The sequence below is a fragment of the Kribbella italica genome (assembly GCF_014205135.1).
GTDB classification, from domain to species: domain Bacteria; phylum Actinomycetota; class Actinomycetes; order Propionibacteriales; family Kribbellaceae; genus Kribbella; species Kribbella italica.
This window is the reverse complement of sequence record NZ_JACHMY010000001.1, coordinates 7782825-7798895: the sequence shown is the minus strand read 5'-3', so window position 1 is coordinate 7798895 and position 16071 is coordinate 7782825. Positions and strand designations below refer to the sequence as shown.

At 67.6% G+C, this 16071-nt stretch carries 17 protein-coding genes; 3 read left to right on the top strand and 14 right to left on the bottom strand.

All coding sequences use genetic code 11. The annotated features are described in order from the left end of the window. The 3 genes from HDA39_RS36530 to HDA39_RS36520 form a co-directional block, all read right to left on the bottom strand. Positions 1 to 282 (bottom strand): hypothetical protein, encoded by a 282-nt coding sequence (locus tag HDA39_RS36530; RefSeq protein ID WP_184803119.1) that lies wholly within the window; start codon positions 280 to 282, stop codon positions 1 to 3. An 82-nt stretch (positions 283 to 364) separates the two neighbouring features. Further along, on the bottom strand, positions 365 to 814 hold the full coding sequence (locus HDA39_RS36525; RefSeq protein ID WP_184803117.1) for a hypothetical protein: 450 nt from the start codon (positions 812 to 814) through the stop codon (positions 365 to 367). Positions 815 to 868: 54 nt separating this feature from the next. Further along, positions 869 to 2293 carry a hypothetical protein gene (locus HDA39_RS36520; protein ID WP_184803115.1) on the bottom strand — a complete coding sequence of 475 codons (1425 nt, stop codon included), beginning with the start codon at positions 2291 to 2293 and terminating at the stop codon, positions 869 to 871. Between the two features lie 424 nt (positions 2294 to 2717). Between HDA39_RS36520 and HDA39_RS36515 the strand changes: the two genes are divergently transcribed. Beyond that, the gene (locus HDA39_RS36515; RefSeq protein WP_184803113.1) at positions 2718 to 3080 is read left to right on the top strand and encodes a hypothetical protein; all 363 of its coding nucleotides are present in this window, start codon (positions 2718 to 2720) and stop codon (positions 3078 to 3080) included. Between the two features lie 29 nt (positions 3081 to 3109). Here the strand turns inward: HDA39_RS36515 and HDA39_RS36510 are convergent, their stop codons facing one another. Then, complete coding sequence (locus HDA39_RS36510) at positions 3110 to 3346, bottom strand: hypothetical protein (protein ID WP_184803111.1); 237 nt, start codon at positions 3344 to 3346, stop codon at positions 3110 to 3112. Between the two features lie 373 nt (positions 3347 to 3719). On the opposite strand from HDA39_RS36510, the gene HDA39_RS36505 reads away from it, so the two are divergent. Further along, positions 3720 to 4667: a hypothetical protein gene (locus HDA39_RS36505; protein WP_184803109.1), complete on the top strand. Its 948-nt coding sequence runs from the start codon at positions 3720 to 3722 to the stop codon at positions 4665 to 4667. 333 nt (positions 4668 to 5000) lie between these two features. On the opposite strand, the gene HDA39_RS41980 is transcribed toward HDA39_RS36505, so the two are convergent. Continuing rightward, positions 5001 to 5549: a hypothetical protein gene (locus HDA39_RS41980; RefSeq protein ID WP_202893228.1), complete on the bottom strand. Its 549-nt coding sequence runs from the start codon at positions 5547 to 5549 to the stop codon at positions 5001 to 5003. A 386-nt stretch (positions 5550 to 5935) separates the two neighbouring features. Between HDA39_RS41980 and HDA39_RS36495 the strand changes: the two genes are divergently transcribed. Next, positions 5936 to 7099, top strand: coding sequence for a competence protein CoiA family protein (locus HDA39_RS36495; RefSeq protein ID WP_184803107.1), 1164 nt, complete (start codon positions 5936 to 5938; stop codon positions 7097 to 7099). Positions 7100 to 7168: 69 nt separating this feature from the next. Here the strand turns inward: HDA39_RS36495 and HDA39_RS36490 are convergent, their stop codons facing one another. The 9 genes from HDA39_RS36490 to HDA39_RS36450 form a co-directional block, all read right to left on the bottom strand. Further along, positions 7169 to 7654: a hypothetical protein gene (locus HDA39_RS36490; protein WP_184803105.1), complete on the bottom strand. Its 486-nt coding sequence runs from the start codon at positions 7652 to 7654 to the stop codon at positions 7169 to 7171. 374 nt (positions 7655 to 8028) lie between these two features. Next, on the bottom strand, positions 8029 to 8574 hold the full coding sequence (locus tag HDA39_RS36485) for a hypothetical protein (RefSeq protein WP_184803103.1): 546 nt from the start codon (positions 8572 to 8574) through the stop codon (positions 8029 to 8031). 516 nt (positions 8575 to 9090) lie between these two features. Further along, the gene (locus tag HDA39_RS43960; protein WP_184803101.1) at positions 9091 to 10689 is read right to left on the bottom strand and encodes an MGH1-like glycoside hydrolase domain-containing protein; all 1599 of its coding nucleotides are present in this window, start codon (positions 10687 to 10689) and stop codon (positions 9091 to 9093) included. A gap of 72 nt (positions 10690 to 10761) precedes the next feature. Then, positions 10762 to 10938 (bottom strand): hypothetical protein, encoded by a 177-nt coding sequence (locus HDA39_RS36475; RefSeq protein WP_184803100.1) that lies wholly within the window; start codon positions 10936 to 10938, stop codon positions 10762 to 10764. 9 nt (positions 10939 to 10947) lie between these two features. Then, complete coding sequence (locus HDA39_RS36470; RefSeq protein WP_184803098.1) at positions 10948 to 11739, bottom strand: ATP-binding cassette domain-containing protein; 792 nt, start codon at positions 11737 to 11739, stop codon at positions 10948 to 10950. Then, the gene (locus tag HDA39_RS36465; protein WP_184803095.1) at positions 11736 to 12704 is read right to left on the bottom strand and encodes an ABC transporter ATP-binding protein; all 969 of its coding nucleotides are present in this window, start codon (positions 12702 to 12704) and stop codon (positions 11736 to 11738) included. The genes HDA39_RS36470 and HDA39_RS36465 overlap by 4 nt, the downstream gene beginning before the upstream one ends. Positions 12705 to 12710: 6 nt before the next feature. Beyond that, positions 12711 to 14207: an ABC transporter substrate-binding protein gene (locus tag HDA39_RS36460; RefSeq protein ID WP_184803093.1), complete on the bottom strand. Its 1497-nt coding sequence runs from the start codon at positions 14205 to 14207 to the stop codon at positions 12711 to 12713. Between the two features lie 68 nt (positions 14208 to 14275). After that, the gene (locus HDA39_RS36455; RefSeq protein WP_184803091.1) at positions 14276 to 15142 is read right to left on the bottom strand and encodes an ABC transporter permease; all 867 of its coding nucleotides are present in this window, start codon (positions 15140 to 15142) and stop codon (positions 14276 to 14278) included. Continuing rightward, positions 15139 to 16068, bottom strand: a complete 930-nt coding sequence (locus tag HDA39_RS36450; protein ID WP_184803089.1) for an ABC transporter permease — start codon at positions 16066 to 16068, stop codon at positions 15139 to 15141. Before HDA39_RS36450 ends, HDA39_RS36455 begins: the two co-directional genes overlap by 4 nt. Positions 16069 to 16071: the final 3 nt, after the last annotated feature.

The following is a 16071-nucleotide window of genomic DNA, read 5'->3' as shown; positions in this document are numbered from 1 at the left end:
TCAGCCATGGCTGCGGCGGTCGAGCCGAGCAGCGATGTGGGTCGGCTGGACGCGCATGGTCGCGGCGTACCAGAACTCATCGCAGGCGACGCGATCCCGCCGCTCCGCAGCGATCGGGCCGGTGTCGGCTCTGGCCGCCCCGTCGGCCTTGAAGAGGCACGTCCGTTCGTTGCTGATCGGCTCCCTGACCAGCTCGGGTTCGCCGTCGCGCGAGTCCGGTACGACGAAGTTGGCGTGCCGGACCTCCGGCGCTGCGCTCGCATCACTCGCGTACTCGTTCACGAGTGACGACCTTAACGGTCCGCCGCTGGCTGCCGAAGGGGTGACTCCCCAGGAGATGCGGCGGCGATCCGAAGCTGATCATTCAGTGCGGCAGCAGGCCCGATGGGTCGTTGCTGGTCTCGACGATCCAGGGCGCTCTCCGTACGGCAGACAGCCAGCGGGCCGGATCGGTCGGCGGCACCATCGTGACTCCCACCAGCCCGGTCTCGGGGCCGGCAACGTGCTGCTGCCACAGCTCCCGGATCGTCACCGCGCTCCCGAGCGAATCCGCGTCTCCGCTGTCTGCGGGCTGATAGGTCCGGGCGACCAGAGGGAAGGAGTCGGCCGCGGCCTCCGCCAGCTCCTGCGACGCCACGAATGCCCGGACCTGGCTAGCGATGTCTGTCGGTACGTCGACCGGCGCGATGAGCGCGGCCGTCGGCATCGGCGACAGCACGAGCGCGTCCGCCAGGCGCTGCGCGACCAGGTTCGCTTCGGTGCCGGGCAGCACGCTGACCGAGGCCACGACCATCGTCTGCCCGATGGCGGTCATGACGAGCACTTGTGGCCGCCCCCACGGACGAGACGCCCGCGCCGACGGCGCGGCTCAGTCGTCGTTCGGCATGATCGCTGTTCTGAGGAAGCTGTCGACCTGCTCGTCGGTGAGTTTGCCGTGGCTTAATGCGACCTTGAGGGTGTGGATCAGGTTGTCGCGGTTTGTCTCGTAGCGATCGTTCTCGCGCAGGATGTCCCCGACGAAGGTGTAGACCACCCAGCGGCCGCGGCGCGGGTCGTGGCGGATCAGCCAGTCCAGCATGGTGCCGGTGTCGTCGTCGATGTGATAGATCCGGGGCCGCGCGCGCATCCGGTCCTCTGCCGTCTCGTAGGTCGTGGTGGTGTACCAGCTGCGCAGTACCGCGCCGAGCATCGCCTCAAGTGTCGTTCGGGCGAGTTCGGAGAGGGGTACCATCTCGTCCAGGCCGGCCGCGATCGTGCCGCTGAGGTCCATGGCGACCTCTTTGAAGGACTGCTGATCGCGCCAGCGGAGGGCGAAGCGCGGCTTGAGTTCCGGACTACGGCTGAGGCGGGACAGGATCCAGTAGAAGATCTTCTCCCGCAGATCGACGAAGCCGACGTGCGGGCCCTCGCCGAAGTCCAGGCTTACGGCCTTGACCGACTCGTCGGTTGTGTAGGCGCGTGTCTCAACCCACTCGTTCATGACCGGAAGCGACCATTGCGGCCGGCCTCCCGTGACGAGTTGGGGATCGGGAACGTTGCCCTCGCCGCGGGAGATGTAGCCCCGCAGCGTCCCAGCCGTGATGCCGGCGACCGAGGCCGCTTGATTCAGGCTGAGGAGCTGATTCCCGGAGAGCTCGGGCGCGGTGATGTCGACAACGCACTGATCAAGCGGCAGACCGTCCTCGGGCCGCTGCTGTGCCCAGGCGGCCAGGTGGCGGAGCCAGTCGTAGCGATCCAACGGTTCGCCGTGGGTTTTCACGTCGTCCACGGTCAGAATGTCCGCGCCCTGGCCAGCATGCTGGCGCTCCAGGGTCTGTGCTGCGGAGACGGTCGCTGCCCCCGGAACAGGGCGCCTGATGTAGGCCTCGAGGGACAGGTCGAACAGCTGCAGCGGGCGTCGCCAGCCTTCGCCGTTCCACCAGTACCCGCCTGCCCGCCACAGCAGCGTGTCGTCTTCAAGATTCGCGTACAGCCCGGACGCGTCAGCATCGGCGATCAGGACGACGGTGCGGCCAAAGTCTGGGTGGATACGCACGAGCCATGCCAGGTCGTGACGATGGGGATCGGTGGTGAAGGCCTTGTCGCCGAACGGGAGGTTCTCGCTCGCGGTGCGCTGCAGGCACGGATCGGTCCGTCCCCACTGGCCCTCGCCCCGGTTGCGTCCGACCGCTTCGATTGCGTCCGGGTCTTCCACCGGGATGTGGGAGTCGTCGACGAACGGCAGGCCAGGGATCGGGTGATCGGTCCGCAGGCCGTTCGCGAGAATCTGATGCCCAAACACGCGCATGCTCATGCACCTAACTGTTGTAGGTAGACACAACACTTGAGTTCAAAGTAGCACAACGATCGCGCTGCATTGCCTCTTCCCGACTCGGCGGCCCGAGCACAGACAGATCGAGGTGACCTGTTCACGAGGCCGCCAACCCGGGCGGGCTGGCCATGGCCTGGGCGAAGTCTCGCGACCCGGGCGGGATCCTGAACGCTGGCGACGACCTCACCGCGCCGTCAACCTTCACCCTCACGATCGCCCCAGGCCGGCAGTAGACGAACCGTCGGGGCAAGGAAGCCGTGGGTGAGACAGAATTGCACGTGGAGTTGTTGCAGAAGCATCATGAAAGCGTCGTGAAAGCAGCGTGAAAGCTTGTCGTGATTGCCTGAGTGTCATTCACGATCCGATACGCCCGAAATATATTTGAACAATCGCAAAGGAGCGAGCAGTGAAAAAGAAGATCATGCGCGCTACGGCTGGCCTTGCTTTCGCCTTCACCACTGCACTGATTTCCTCCATCGGAGCTGCGAGTACGGCTTCTGCTGCCATCCCACCGAGGACTACTGAGGCACCGGCAACCCAGGTTCAGCACCCAATCGCTGAGGACGTATTCTTCGCTATTACCAAGGGAGAGCAGATCGGTGTCAGGCTGCCTAACGGGACAAAAATTCAGCTCTACTGCTACTTCGACAACTCGAGTGGCCGCTATTTCTTCGCAAAGATTCTCGAAGGTCGTTATGAAGGTGGCGAGGGGGACGTTGACTCTGCGTTTGTGAAGTTCGAAACCGTCGTCCCTGAGTGCAAACCCTGACGATCTCGAGCGAATCCGCGTCGCCGCTGTCAGCGGGCTGATAGAACCGGGCGACCAGAACGAAGAAGTCGGTCGCGGCCTCCCAGCTCCTGCGACTCCGCGAACGTCCGGATCTTGCTCGCGATGTCCGGCGGAACGTCGACCGGAGCGATGAGCGCGGCCGCCGGCATCGGCGACAGCACAAGCACGTCCGCCAGGCGCTGCGCTTCGGCGCCGGACAGCACGCTGACCGAGGCCACGACCAGCGTCTCCCGGCTGGCGGTCATGACGAGCACTCCTTCTCGGTGAGACTGCGGAGCGTTCCTTCCCCCACTGCGGACCTCAAGCGGCCCCTCAGGACGGCGAAGCACACTCTCCGCTAGAGCACCCCTCGGCTGGGTGTTTGGCCGCCATCGTGCACCGGCACAGAGCAGGGTCCCTGAACAGCGGACCGAAGCGCGCCGGACACTACGAGGCGTGCGATCGAATCGGCCCCTGCAGTGCTAGCCTCCGAAGCCGGGCAGCAGGGTGTCCGGTCTCCTGGCTCCTGACCTGGCTTTGCAGACAAAGTGCCGCGGACACACCCCCGCAACCATCTCAGTTGTTGTCAGGGTTTCACCCACGTTCACGGGCCGGGTCAGCGGCGACCGGAGAACAGTCATGACCATTCGCCACCGCGACCTCGCCACTCTTCGAGCCCGAGCGACCCTCGAGCCCTACGCCGCCGCGTGGGCGAAGGTCGCATCAGCGCCGGCAGGGAGCCCAGCGGTTCCCGCCCCGATCGAGTCCCAGGCCATCTTGGAGGGATTGGTCTTCCAGGCACTGAGGTGGCTGTACTGCCCGCAGGAAGACAGCCGGTTCGACTCCGCCGATCCTGGCGACGATTCGCATTGGGGTCTTCCCGGGGTGATGGAGACCGTCCGCATCCGTCCCGAGGCAGATCTCCTGACTGTCGAGATCGACCCACGGGCAAGACAAAGTGCCGTCACATTGGGGATGTACCTGCTGCCCGAGATCGATGAGTACGGCGAATGGGGCGAGGTCGGCATCCCTGCTCTCCGAGTGCGTGACATTGGCGATCAGCTCGAGTTTTATCGGATCGGCCACCGCGGGGCCGTTCGCTTCCGAGGTGTCAGCGCGGCCGACTTCTGGGATGCGCACCACTGGGCGCTCGACCACTCCCGGGGCTGCATTGCAGCGAACCATCCCCAGGCGCCGTCCGCGGTCGAGTGTGAGCGTCCGGAGATCTTCTCCCCAGGCCAACTCCGGACGACCAGCTCGATAATGCGCCACCTCGGACTTCTCATGGATCTGGGAGCAACGGGTATCGACACGTGGACCAACCCGCGCGACCGCGTCATCATCGAGGTCGAGTTGCGCACCCTGACCGAGGCGCGGTGCGCCAGGCTCATCGAGGACCTCTGCTCCCCAAACCTCTATCTGGGGCTGACGGCGGTCAAGAGGCCGATACCGCACCTGGACGGGTTGTTGCCGTGTCTGGTCCAGCTCTTCGACGGCTCGTCCAGAATCGATCTGCGTCTCACCCTCTCACGGCCCGAGGAGGCACCTTTTGAGGACTGGTGGCGCCGGCCTTCGCGGGTGCCCTGACCAGTCTGCGCCGGTTCCCAGCGCTCGGTCTGTGGCGATCGGCTGGCGGCGGCTGAACCGGCGCAGTATCAGCAGGCCGACCTGGTGCATGTCGGGGCCGGCCTCGCTAGCGGTCGCATTGGTGACGACCCAGTACTACATCTGTGTCTCCTGGCCGCCGTGCCAGGTGGTGACGTTGTGAACCGGAACGGCAGGCTGGTCACCGGCGTCGGCCAGGTCGTGCCGGTACCGGGTAGCGGTGACTGCTACCTCAAACTGGGTAGCGCCAGCCTGCTAACAACATCTCGCCATAGATCGAACAGGACTGACCTGCCTGCGGCGGCCAGCGCTGAGCTAGAGACCGAGGTCGTGCGAACAGAGCTGCCGGGCGCGATATCCACCGGAAACACCTTGCCCGGCAGCGACCCAGAAGGCTTCGGCGTCGCGATAGTGGCCCCCGGCGGTGTACCAGCTGAGGCCCGGGTGCCCGGCGCGCAAAGCCGAGAGCGCGGCGGTGGCCAGGCCACACCGGGTGTACCCGTCGTAGGTGTACGGCATCTCGACCCACCCGGCCCCGCAGCGGGCGCAGATGGTGTAGTCGACGGCGAACACTTCCTCGTCCCCGATGTACCCGGCCCGTTCCCGCCATCCCGGCCGCCCGTAGGCAGGGGTATCGCGCCACGGAGCGGTCAGGCCGTCCTCGAACTCGGGATTCCAGGTGCTGCGGCCGAATCGACCGCGGCTGATCCGGCGCAGAATCCTGGTCATCGGTGTGCAGCCGTCCGCCCGGCCGACGTGGGTCTCGGCCTTGCCGGCCAGGTCTCTGGCCGCGCGGTGCCGGGCAGCCGCCTCGCTGTCGGAGGTCGTCTGGTCCCGGGAGCTGGTCGGATCGTTGGACGTCACACGTGGCACCGTACGACTCGAAGACCTGCTCCGCGCAACCGGCCGGACGACCGTCGTCCGGACCCGCCGCGGGCGCGAAACCCGGTTATCCACAGCCCGGCTGTGTGTCAGCTCCGTGGCCAGTCGGTGCGCTACTCTGGTGAAGCCTCGAAACACCAAACTCACACCACACACAAACAAAGAATTTTCCCGCGCCCTTAAAACTAACGTGATCCGGGCCTCTGAGCGCCCCAGCTGACTAACTGATACTGCGCGGATTCTCTCTTCAACGACATCACACCAAACAACTTTCGTCGGGGCATCTGTCCACGCGCACGCGCGTCCGGCGACGGGTTGTTGATGTCTCCGTTCGGCATGCGCTGTTCCGTGTCGAAAGGGATGCCCAGATGTCGAAGGACTTGCTGGTGGTCGGCCTCGATCTGACTGCCGGCCGCGAAGTACACGTCAACGATCAGCCGCTCGAGCACTGGCGCCGCAAGGCCGCAACCGGTGATCGCAGCCTGGTGTGCCTATTCTGCTACCAGGGCCGGGATCGGGCCGAGCCCGCGACGGTGCCGGTCGTAGTGAAGGGCCGCCTCGGTGGCCGCCGGCGAGCGCACTTCGCTCACCCGCCTCACCAGGCTCCCCGTGGTGGTCACGGCCCCGAAACCAGATGGCACGCGGAGGCTAAACAGCTCATCGCGACCTGGGCGCGCGGCCTTCCTCAGGTCGAGGACGTGTCGGTGGAACAGTGGCTGGACGGCAACACCCGCCGCAGCGACGTGCAAGTGAGGCTCCGGGATGGCGCCCTGGTGGCGATCGAGCTGCAGCAGCAGACACTCACCGACGCCGCCTGGCTGGCACGCCACCGCGACTATGTCGCCGCCGGCGTGGTCGACGTGTGGCTGTGGCACCCGGCAACCGGCGTACCGCACATCGTCTACGGTCAGGAACTGCCGGGGTGGACGCTCGACCTGACCAGCTCCCGAATTGGGGTGCTATACGCCGAGGAACCGGGCCAGCGAAGCTGGTGGCCGCCCCGACCCGGCGACAAGATCTCGTCGCTGCTGGCACCCATCGGTGACTTCGACCTCGGGGCGGCCGGACTCAAGCCGCCCGGCGGTCTTCAGACGCGGATCAATGTTCCCGTCCCGGATCCTGAGAACGAACCCGCCCCTCAGACCGACCAGAAACCGGCCCTGGCCCCGAACGCCCTGGAGACGCCCGATCATCTCGCCGGCCAGGCCGCTGCGGCTGAACCGGCGATCAGCGGTCCCGCAGACCAGGGGCTGCTCGAGATCCAAACGGTCGATGCTCGTACCGATCAAACTGCGGCCTGGCCTCGGCTCATGCTGTTCCCGGGAGGCCACAGACCGCGCCGGTTGGTGTTCACGTTGGTCAGCCCACCGGGCAAGGGACACAGGATCTACCGGCCCGACGCGCTTCCGCCGTTCGCCAATGCGCCCGGCCCGGCCCGGCACGTGTGCTGGACCTGCGCGCAGATCATGCCCTCCGGGGAGGACCACCCCTCCCCACAACCCAATCCCGACGGGTCGCGCCGAGACGCGTAGCTGGTTCTCCGATGAGTGCTGCGGGCCACGCAGCCGCGTGTGCGCTGGCAATGAGCAGAGGTTGGGGTGTCAGTCGACCAGCCCGATGCTCCGCGCGCTGATGCAGATCCGGCCACCGAAGGTGCCCTCGGTGTCGCTCCAGATCGCGTCGGCCAACCCGCTGAGCTCCCGGTTGTTGTCGTCGATATCGACGCCGCCGACCACGACGGGGAGGTCGTCCGAGAGGTCGGTCCGGCAGGCGAGGAAGGCCCGCAGGGTCCCGATCGTCAGCGGTGTCGGGTTCTCGCGGGTGCCGGGCGTCTCGGGGGTCTGTGGAAGCCCTTCAGGGATCGATACCTTGCGGTCGCCCAGATGCGCGCTCTCGAGCAGCGCCCTGATCGCGACGGCGTTGTCCGAGGTCCCCATCAGGTAGGCCCCGAACATCAGTTTGTCGTGCCTGTTCTTCAAATGGGCAAGCTCGTCGTCGCTGAACTCGCCGTTCAGCTGATCTGTGCACGACCCGACGATGTTGCTAAGCCATTCGGCGATTGAAACCTTGACCGTTCGACCGGACACGAGGCCACCTTCCTCTCACCCTCCGCACTGTGCGGGCAGTGAGCGAATCTTTGACGAGAGGACCGACAGTTTCGGCTTACCGGCAATAGATCTGCGCCCGACGTGCCACCTTCACTGAGGAAGTGCCAGCTTCGCCGAGAACGGACAGCAGCCGAGTGCTGTAAGGAGTCGTTGAGACTTTGCACCTGACGAAAGGTAGCTTCTCGGCCACGAATCCGACCGCACCGGAAGCGCTGGCGATCGACATCGGCTGTCGATTGCCGAGTTTGTTGGCGGCTTGCCAGCCGAACTGGCGGACCTTGCCAACTACCTGGCGGCGTCCGGTCGCTGCCCGGCGACGCTGTAATCGGAGGCTCTCTACTCCGGGGGTATCGCTAGCGGGGCTCCAGGCGTGCGACGAAGGCGTACACAGCATCCCGTAGGCCGCTGCTGTTGAGGCAGCACCAAGTCGCGCCCAGATCATCGACGCCCGGCATCGGGTAGCGGGTGGTCTGCCCGTCCGGGGTCAGCTCGGCCATCAGGCTAATGAAGTCGCGTGCTTCGTTGATCTGCGGCGGGTCGAGGTGCCGCAGCCCGCCGGCCTTCGCGAGCCGGGTCCAGTGGGGTTCCAGGTGGTGGCCCCTCTTCGGAGACTGCCCCGCATGCGCCACCCATGCCGTCTTGAGCGCCACCTCGCATACGTGGTGAGCGGAGAACAGGACGGGGCGGGTCAACGCCCAGCCGTCCTGTCCACTGGCGGCCTTGTCCACGAGGTAGTCGAAGGCGGCGATGTGCTGGGCCAGCACCAGGTCCCACTGCCCGTGCAAGGAGCCATCCGGGAGTCCCGCGCAGTGGCCGCCGCCTTCGTGGTCGCTCGGGTCAGTCTTCCGGAAGGCAAGCTTGCTCAAGTCCGGAAAAGGGGGGAACGCCGCGGCAGTCATGACTGTAGTCAACCGTCGACGTGCGCCGGGTAATCCCAACACCTGTCAATGACAGGACTCCGGAACCGACCATCGCGCGCTCAGCGACTCGCCACATCGGCTGTCACGCTCGCCAACTACGCTGGCGTCAGCTGCGTCTGCGATCGGTAGGAAGCTGCCGAGCCAGTCCGTCGTTGGTCGCCTTGCCGGATCGCCGTCGCCTGGCCAAGGGCCGGAACCACTGATCTGCTGCTGGATCTTCTGCAGCATCTGCCGTGTCGACAGCATGTCCTTCACCGGAACGAGGTTGTAGAGGGTCGGGACGAGCGATCCTCGGATGGCGCGGTGTTCTGTGCCGTTGGCGAGTCCGAGCAGCGCGACCAGTTCAGCGGGGAGCGCGCGGTTGAGCGCGGCTCCGAGGTTGCGGAGATCGACGGCCGTCGCCGGACGGCGATACCTTCACCGGCGAGGTGACGATCAGTGGCGGCGGCACCTTCTCCTTCTCCTACTCCGGCTACCGCCGCGGGCTGATCAGGGTTACTCGCCGGTGAAGAAGGTGACCTCGCCGCGTTCCATCAGGGTGATCAGGCTCAGTAGCGCGCCCCAGGTCTGGAAGGGCTCGCTGTTGGGCTTGTCGCAGGCGCCGCCGTGGATGCTCGAGTAGTTCTCGTGCACGTGGCGGTGCTCGTTCCATTCCTTCAGTACCAGCCGCGAGCTGCCTTCGGCCAGCCATCGGGCCGCGTCCTTCTCCTCTGCCCGCAGCAGTCCCAGGTAGACGAGGAAGTTCACTGGCGGCCAGGCCCGCCCGGACCAGTAGCTGCCTTCTCGCGTGTCGATCGGCTCGCTGCGTGGGGACGTGGGCAGGATCCACTCGCCACCGAAGCCGTTGTCGGCGAGCAGGTGGTCGTCCACCATCCGGCGGGTTCGCTCGGCCGGGCCGACACCGGCGAGCATCGGGTAGAAGCTCATCGCCGACAGCCGCTCAGTCGGCAGTCCGGAGTCGGTACGACGGCTCCGGTAGATGCCGCTCGGCTCGTCCCACAGAGCCTCCATCGCCGCCACCACAGCCGCCTGCCGCTCGCGCAGCTCCGCGGCGGCATCCGACTCGCCCAGGATGTCCGCGATCTCGGCGAGGGCTTCGCAGTCGGCGGCGTACAGGCTGTTCAGGCCAACGTCGTGGGCGGCGAGCAGACTCTTGGACTTGTCGAACGGTACGTCGTCGAAGACCGGGTGACCGTCCCAGCCGGACTCGCAGGTCGCCCCGAAGTGCTGGTGGATCCGCGGAACGTCCTGCGGTGACGGAAACTCGGCATCGAAGTACGTCGAGCCCGGGCAGAGCAGCTCGCCGTCACGGCGGACCTGCCACCACCAGCGGTTCCAGGTCAGCAACGGTCCGAACGTCTCCTCGAGCAACCACCGGTCGCCGAAGCGCCGGTAGAGCTCGCGGACCACCAGCGAGCCGACCGGCGGCTGGGACCCGTCGTAGGTCTTGCGGCCGGTGCCCTGCTCGACGTTCGGCACAAAGCCTTCCGGCGTCATCGCGCGGAGCATCTCGACCGTGTTGACGTAGGCGAGCTCCTTACTCGACACCGCCGCCAGTAGCGCGTTGAAGAACGCGTCCCAGCAGAACAAGGCATATCCGCCGCGCTTGCCGACGTTCCACAGCCGGCTGACCGTGGTCACCACCCGGGACTTCGCCGGTTCGTAGATCGTGTTCCAGGAGATGGCGTCGCGGACGATCTCGCGATGCTGTGCGAGCGGGTCCGACCCGGCCTGCCCGATCGAGGCCGACGCGGCGGCGACGATCGCCGCGATCTCCGCCAGGTCGCGCGCGCGTCCGGTGCTGACGCCCACAGCAGTACTAAGGTCCAGGGCCAGGTAGGGGCCGTCGATGTCGACGTACGGGTCGTTCGCGTGCGGCGCGGTGCCGAACACGTCCACCGTCCTGCCGTCCGGGCCGACGGCCGTGATCTGGTGGTCCCCGCGGCTGACCGAGCCCGGCCGGTTCCACAGGTACCCGACCGCGACGGTCAGCAGCGCGCTCTTGGGCTGGTTGCCGGTCGGTGTCACCAGCGCCACCAGGTCGTCGCCGGCGTGCGCGGTTTGCACGCGGATCGTGATGCCCGCCCAGCGCACGGTCGTCTCGGTGTAGCTGCCGTCGTAGGCGTGCCGGCCCAGGGTGACGGTTTCCGCGCCTTCGGTCCGCCGTCAGATCTGCGTGGTCCGCAGTGACGTGCCCCGGTAGTACTCCTTCAGTCCGAAGGACAGGCCCAGCGCGTCCGGCAGGAGCACCTGTGTGAGCACGCTGCGCGTGTCCCACGTGTTCCAGCCCCGGGCGAGGGATTCCTGGATCCGGCCGTACGCCGCTTCGCTCTCGTTCGTCATCGCTTTCCTTCAGGTGCTCAGGTCGTTGAGTTCCAGGGCCGCGTCCAGCAGCGCCTGGGTGTACTCGTGACGGGGGTTGGAGAACACTGTGTCCGCGGGGCCCTGCTCGACGATCTGCCCTGCGCGCATGACCACCACGCGGTCGGCGATCTGGTGGACCACGCCGAGGTCGTGGCTGATGAACAACATCGACAGCCGGCGCGTCGCGCGGAGCTCGACCAGCAGCCGTAACACCTGCGCCTGCACCGACACGTCCAGTGCGGACACCGCCTCGTCGCACACGAGGAGTCGCGGTGACAGCGCCAGGGCGCGGGCCAGGCTGACTCGCTGGCACTGGCCACCGGACAGCTGGGCGGGGTACTGGTCGGCCACCTCGGCGGCCAGACCGACGTCAGCGAGCAAGGCGGCGATGGCGGTACGGCGTGGTCCGGCGGGCGCGGTGGAGGGGTGCGTGAGCCAGACCTCGTCGATGATCGCGCCGGCCCGCATCCGCGGGTTCAGCGACGACCGAGGGTCCTGGAACACCATCTGGATCGCCCGCTTCAGCTCCGCCGGGCGGCGGGCCGGCATCGGCGAGCCGTCGAAGGTCAGTACGCCGGCGTCGGGACGCTGCAGCCCGACCACGCACCGTGCGAGCGTCGTCTTGCCCGACCCCGATTCGCCCACCACGGCGACGATCTCGTTCTCGCCGACGGTGAGGCCGGCGTTCTCGACCGCCGAGAACCGTGCCCTGCGCAACGACCCCTTGATCGGAAAAGTCACCCGCAGCCCGTCGACAGCCAGCACAGGAGTGTCAGTCATGTCAGCACCTTCTCGGCTTCGTGGCAGGCGCTCCAGCGGCCCGGAGCGACCTCCCGCAGCGAAGGGATGTCAGTGCGGCATCGGCTGACGGCCAACGGGCACCGAGGGTGGAACGCACAACCGGACGGCCGTTGCGCGGGCACCGCCGACGTCCCGGGCAGCGGGTCGGCGATCGCGGTCCTGGTACGGATCGCGGGGACGCTGCGGACCAGTGCCTCGGTGTAGGGGTGTGCCGGCCTGTTGAGCACCACCGATGCTGCACCACGCTCCGTCACGCGACCGGCGTACAGGACGACGAGGTCCTGCGCGACGTGCGACATCACCCGCAGGTCGTGACTCACCAGGAGCATCGCCGAGCCCTCCTCGACCTGCAGCTTGCGCAGCAAGGCGAGAACGCGCGCCTGTACGGTCACGTCGAGCGCCGTCGTCGGCTCGTCGGCGAGCACGAGCGACGGGCCGGCGATCATCGCCATCGCGATCATCGCCCGCTGCCGGAGGCCGCCGGAGAGCTCGTGCGGGTAGTCCCGCGCGCGCCGGGCCGGCTCGGGAATGCCGACCCGGTCGAGCATGTCGATCACCCGCTCCCGGACTTCGGCCCGCGGCCGGCCCGTACGGCGCAGTACCTCGCCGACCTGGCGGCCGATCCGCTGCGTCGGGTTCAACGACGCCATCGGGTCCTGGAAGATCATCGACATCTCGTCCCCGCGCAGCGCGCGCAACCGGGCCTCGCCGCAGCGGACCAGGTCGGTCCCGCCGAACGTGATCTCCCCGGTCACCACCGCCCCTTCGGGCAGCAGGCCGATGATCGCCATCGCGGTCATCGTCTTGCCACTGCCCGTCTCGCCGATCAGCCCCACCGTGGTGCCGGCCGGGATGTCGAACGAGACGTCTTCGATCACCCGGACCGGACCATCGGCGGCGGGCAGGTCCACCGACAACCCGGCGATCCTGACAAGCGTGTCCATCACCGGTCAGCTGCCCGTCACGGCCGCTTGGGAGAAGTCCGGGTAGCCGAGGCCGTCCAGGGTGAAGCCGGACAGGTTCTTGTTCGAGACGTACGCGACCTTCGCGGTCAGCGGGAACATGCCCACCGCGTCGTCCCAGATGATCTTCGAAGCGCTCGCGTACAGCTTGGTGCGCTCGTCGCTGCCGGTGGTCGATCCGGCCTGCGCCAGCAGCTTGTCCAGCTCGGGGCTGCAGTAGCCGTTGCGCTTGGCCGCACACGGATACAGCCTGCTGAGGTTGGTGGCCGCGTCGTACCCGGCGGTGCCGAGCAGCTGGAAGTTCACGTCCCACTTCAGGGCCAGCAAGTCCTCGATGAAGACCGCCTGCTCCTTCTGCAGCAGGTCCGCCTTCACCCCGATCTTCGCCCACGACGAGACGACCGCCTGCAGGAACGGCTTGAACTGGGCCTGACCGAACTGCACCCGCAGCGGCTTGTCGAACGAGTAGCCCGCGGCCTGCAGCGCCTTCTTCGCCGCGTCCGGGTCGTACTTCACCGGCGTCTGCGGCGCGTAACCGAGCACCGTCGGCGCCAGCGGCGAGTCGGCGACCTGCCCGGTCACGGGGTACAGCTGCTTGGTGATCGTCGCGAAGTCGACCGCCTGCCACAGCGCCCGGCGTACCTGCGCGTCGGTCAGGCTCGGCGTGGAGGAATTGAACCACATGGTGAAGTTGCCGTTGCTGGGCACCGCCTGGACCTTCAGGTTCTGGTCGGATTGCAGGGCCGGGATCTGGTCGTCGGGCAGCCCCCACACCACGTCGACCTCACCGGTCTTCAGCGCGGCCAGCTTGGCGGCGCTGTCCGGGATGCTGCGGATCGTCAGCGACGGGATCCTCGGCGCGCCGCCCCAGTAGTTGGGGTTCGGCACCAGCTTGAGCTCGGCACTCGGCTTGAACGACTCCACCATGAACGGCCCGGACGCCACCGGCTTGCTGAAGTACGACGCGTCATCAGCCGGTACGCCGGACGGCAGCACGAACAGGGTCGTCAGCTTGCTCGGCAGTGCCGGGTCCGGCGCCGGCCCGGTGAACGTGACGGCGGTCTCGGACGCCGCCTTGGCGGTGACGCCCTTGAAGTTCGCGGCGGCCGTTCCCTTCAGTTCGATCAGCCGGTCGAAGGTCGCGACCACGTCCTCGGCGGTCAGCGGGCTGCCGTCGGAGAACTTGAGCCCACCGCGCAGCGTGAAGTCCCACGTCTTCACGTCCGGGCTGGACTTCCACGACTCGGCGAGGTCCGGCACCAGCTTGCCGGTGGGATCCGGCTTGAGCAGGCGGCCGTAGATCTGCTGGCCGGCCAGTTCCTTGCCGGCGGCACCTCCCTGGCCCGAGCCGGGGTCGATGTTGTCGACGACGAACGTCCCGCTGGCGACCACTCCCTTGCCTGCGGCACCGTTCTGGGCGCCGCCGTCGCCGACGGAGCACGCCGGCAGGGCCACCGCGAGCACCAGGAGCCCGGTGACCTTCATTGCTGCTGTACCACGCATTACTCACACTCCAGGAGCGAGGACTTGACGGACTTTGCTGTGGGTACTCATCACGACCTGGCGCGGCCGTACCGGGCGGTCAGGCTGTCGCCGAGCAGGCCGACGCTCACCACCAGGACGGCCAGAGCGAGTCCCGGCGCCGCCGAGATCCACCACGCCGAGCCGAGATATTCCTTGCCGTTAGCAACTGTTTGGCCCCAGGACACCGACGACGACGGCAACCCGATGCCGAGGAAGCTCAGGCCGGCCTCGGCCAGTACGACGAGGGCGAACTCCAGCGTCGCCATCGCCACCACCGGGCCTACCGTGAACGGCAGGATGTGCCGCCCGAGCAGGCGCGTCGTACGGACGCCGACCAGCCAGGCGGCGTCGACCCAGTAGCGCTCACGGATGCCGAGCACGACACTTCTGGCTACCCGCGCGAACGAGATCCAGCCGGTCACCGACAGGGCCAGCACGATGACCCACAGGTTCGGCGTGAAGACTCCCGCGATCACGATGGCCAGCAGGATTCCCGGGAACGCCTGAAGGACGTCGACCAGGCGGCTGAGCACGGCGTCCGCCACGCCGCGGTAGTAACCGGCGGCGAACCCGACCAGCAGGCCGACCACCACGCACACCGCGACGGTGGCCAGCCCGATGATCACCGACGTCCGGGCGCCGTACACGATCTGCGCGAGCACGTCGCGACCGAGTGCGTCCGTGCCGAGCACGGCCGTGCCGCCGCTCGAGGTGTGGGACCCCGGCGACAGCAACCGGTCTTCCAGCGGGGTCTGGACCGGGTCATAGTCGATCAGCATCGGACCGAGGACAGCGACGAACAGGTAGAGGCCGATGACCACCGCGGGCACCCGGCCGCTGCCGCGGCGAGTTCGCCGGACGGCCCGCGAGGTGATCAGGTCCGCGACGCCCGTCATCGGGCTGCCGCCGTCCGGATGCGGGGATCCAGCTGCGCGTAGAGCACATCCGTGGCCAGGTTCAGTACGACGATGATCGCGGCGATCGTCAGGGTGGCCGCTTGGACGACGGCGTAGTCGCGGTTGCCCACCGACTCGACGATGAGAGTGCCCAGCCCCGGCCAGGCGAAGACGTTCTCCACCACGACCGCGCCGCCCAGCAACGCGCCGACCTGCAGCCCGACCACGGTCGTGACCGGGATGAGCGCGTTGCGCAACGCGTGCCCGGTCAGCACCTGCCGCCGGGTCAGGCCCTTGGACAGGGCCGTCTGGACGTACTGCTCCCCCATCGCCTCGGCGATCCCGCTGCGCGTCACCCGGGCCACGATCGCCGTGAAGGGGAACGCCAGCGTCACCGCGGGAAGGATGAGACTGCTCAGCGACTGCGCCCCCGAACTGGGCAGCAGTCGCAACCCGACGGCGAAGACGAGGATCAGCATGATGCCGACCCAGAACGTCGGGAACGACTGCAGGACGATCGTCAGCGTCGTCACGAGCCGGTCCTGGCGCGAGCCGGCCCGGATGCCGGCCGCCGATCCCAGCACCAGCCCGGCGACGACCGAGATCACCGCCGCAGTGAGGGTCAGGTCGATGGTCGCGGGAAGCCGGGACAGCACCGCGTCGAACGCGGACGTCGCCAGCCGGTAGGAGTCGCCGAAGTCGAGGTGGAGGCTCCGGCCCAGGTAGTCCCAGTACTGCACCAGGATGGACTGGTCCAGCCCGAGCCGGATCCGCATCGCGGCGATCTGGTCGGGCTCGGCGTCCGGGCCCAGCATCACCACGGCAGGGTCGCCGGGCGCGACGCGCACGACCAGGAAGATCAGCGTGGCCGCTCCCCAGAGCACGAACACTCCGGCGAGCAGGCGGCGAACGATCAGGGTCAGCATCGG

What these genes read in the sequence shown, in the direction of transcription:
- HDA39_RS36505 (WP_184803109.1), top strand. Translation starts at nt 3,720, where the DNA reads ATGACCATTCGCCACCGCGACCTCGCCACTCTTCGAGCCCGAGCGACC.
- HDA39_RS36520 (WP_184803115.1), bottom strand. Translation starts at nt 2,293, where the DNA reads ATGAGCATGCGCGTGTTTGGGCATCAGATTCTCGCGAACGGCCTGCGG.
- HDA39_RS36460 (WP_184803093.1), bottom strand. Translation starts at nt 14,207, where the DNA reads ATGAAGGTCACCGGGCTCCTGGTGCTCGCGGTGGCCCTGCCGGCGTGC.
- HDA39_RS36525 (WP_184803117.1), bottom strand. Translation starts at nt 814, where the DNA reads ATGACCGCCATCGGGCAGACGATGGTCGTGGCCTCGGTCAGCGTGCTG.
- HDA39_RS36485 (WP_184803103.1), bottom strand. Translation starts at nt 8,574, where the DNA reads ATGACTGCCGCGGCGTTCCCCCCTTTTCCGGACTTGAGCAAGCTTGCC.
- HDA39_RS36450 (WP_184803089.1), bottom strand. Translation starts at nt 16,068, where the DNA reads ATGCTGACCCTGATCGTTCGCCGCCTGCTCGCCGGAGTGTTCGTGCTC.
- HDA39_RS36465 (WP_184803095.1), bottom strand. Translation starts at nt 12,704, where the DNA reads ATGGACACGCTTGTCAGGATCGCCGGGTTGTCGGTGGACCTGCCCGCC.
- HDA39_RS36495 (WP_184803107.1), top strand. Translation starts at nt 5,936, where the DNA reads ATGTCGAAGGACTTGCTGGTGGTCGGCCTCGATCTGACTGCCGGCCGC.
- HDA39_RS36470 (WP_184803098.1), bottom strand. Translation starts at nt 11,739, where the DNA reads ATGACTGACACTCCTGTGCTGGCTGTCGACGGGCTGCGGGTGACTTTT.
- HDA39_RS36455 (WP_184803091.1), bottom strand. Translation starts at nt 15,142, where the DNA reads ATGACGGGCGTCGCGGACCTGATCACCTCGCGGGCCGTCCGGCGAACT.
- HDA39_RS36475 (WP_184803100.1), bottom strand. Translation starts at nt 10,938, where the DNA reads ATGACGAACGAGAGCGAAGCGGCGTACGGCCGGATCCAGGAATCCCTC.
- HDA39_RS36510 (WP_184803111.1), bottom strand. Translation starts at nt 3,346, where the DNA reads ATGACCGCCAGCCGGGAGACGCTGGTCGTGGCCTCGGTCAGCGTGCTG.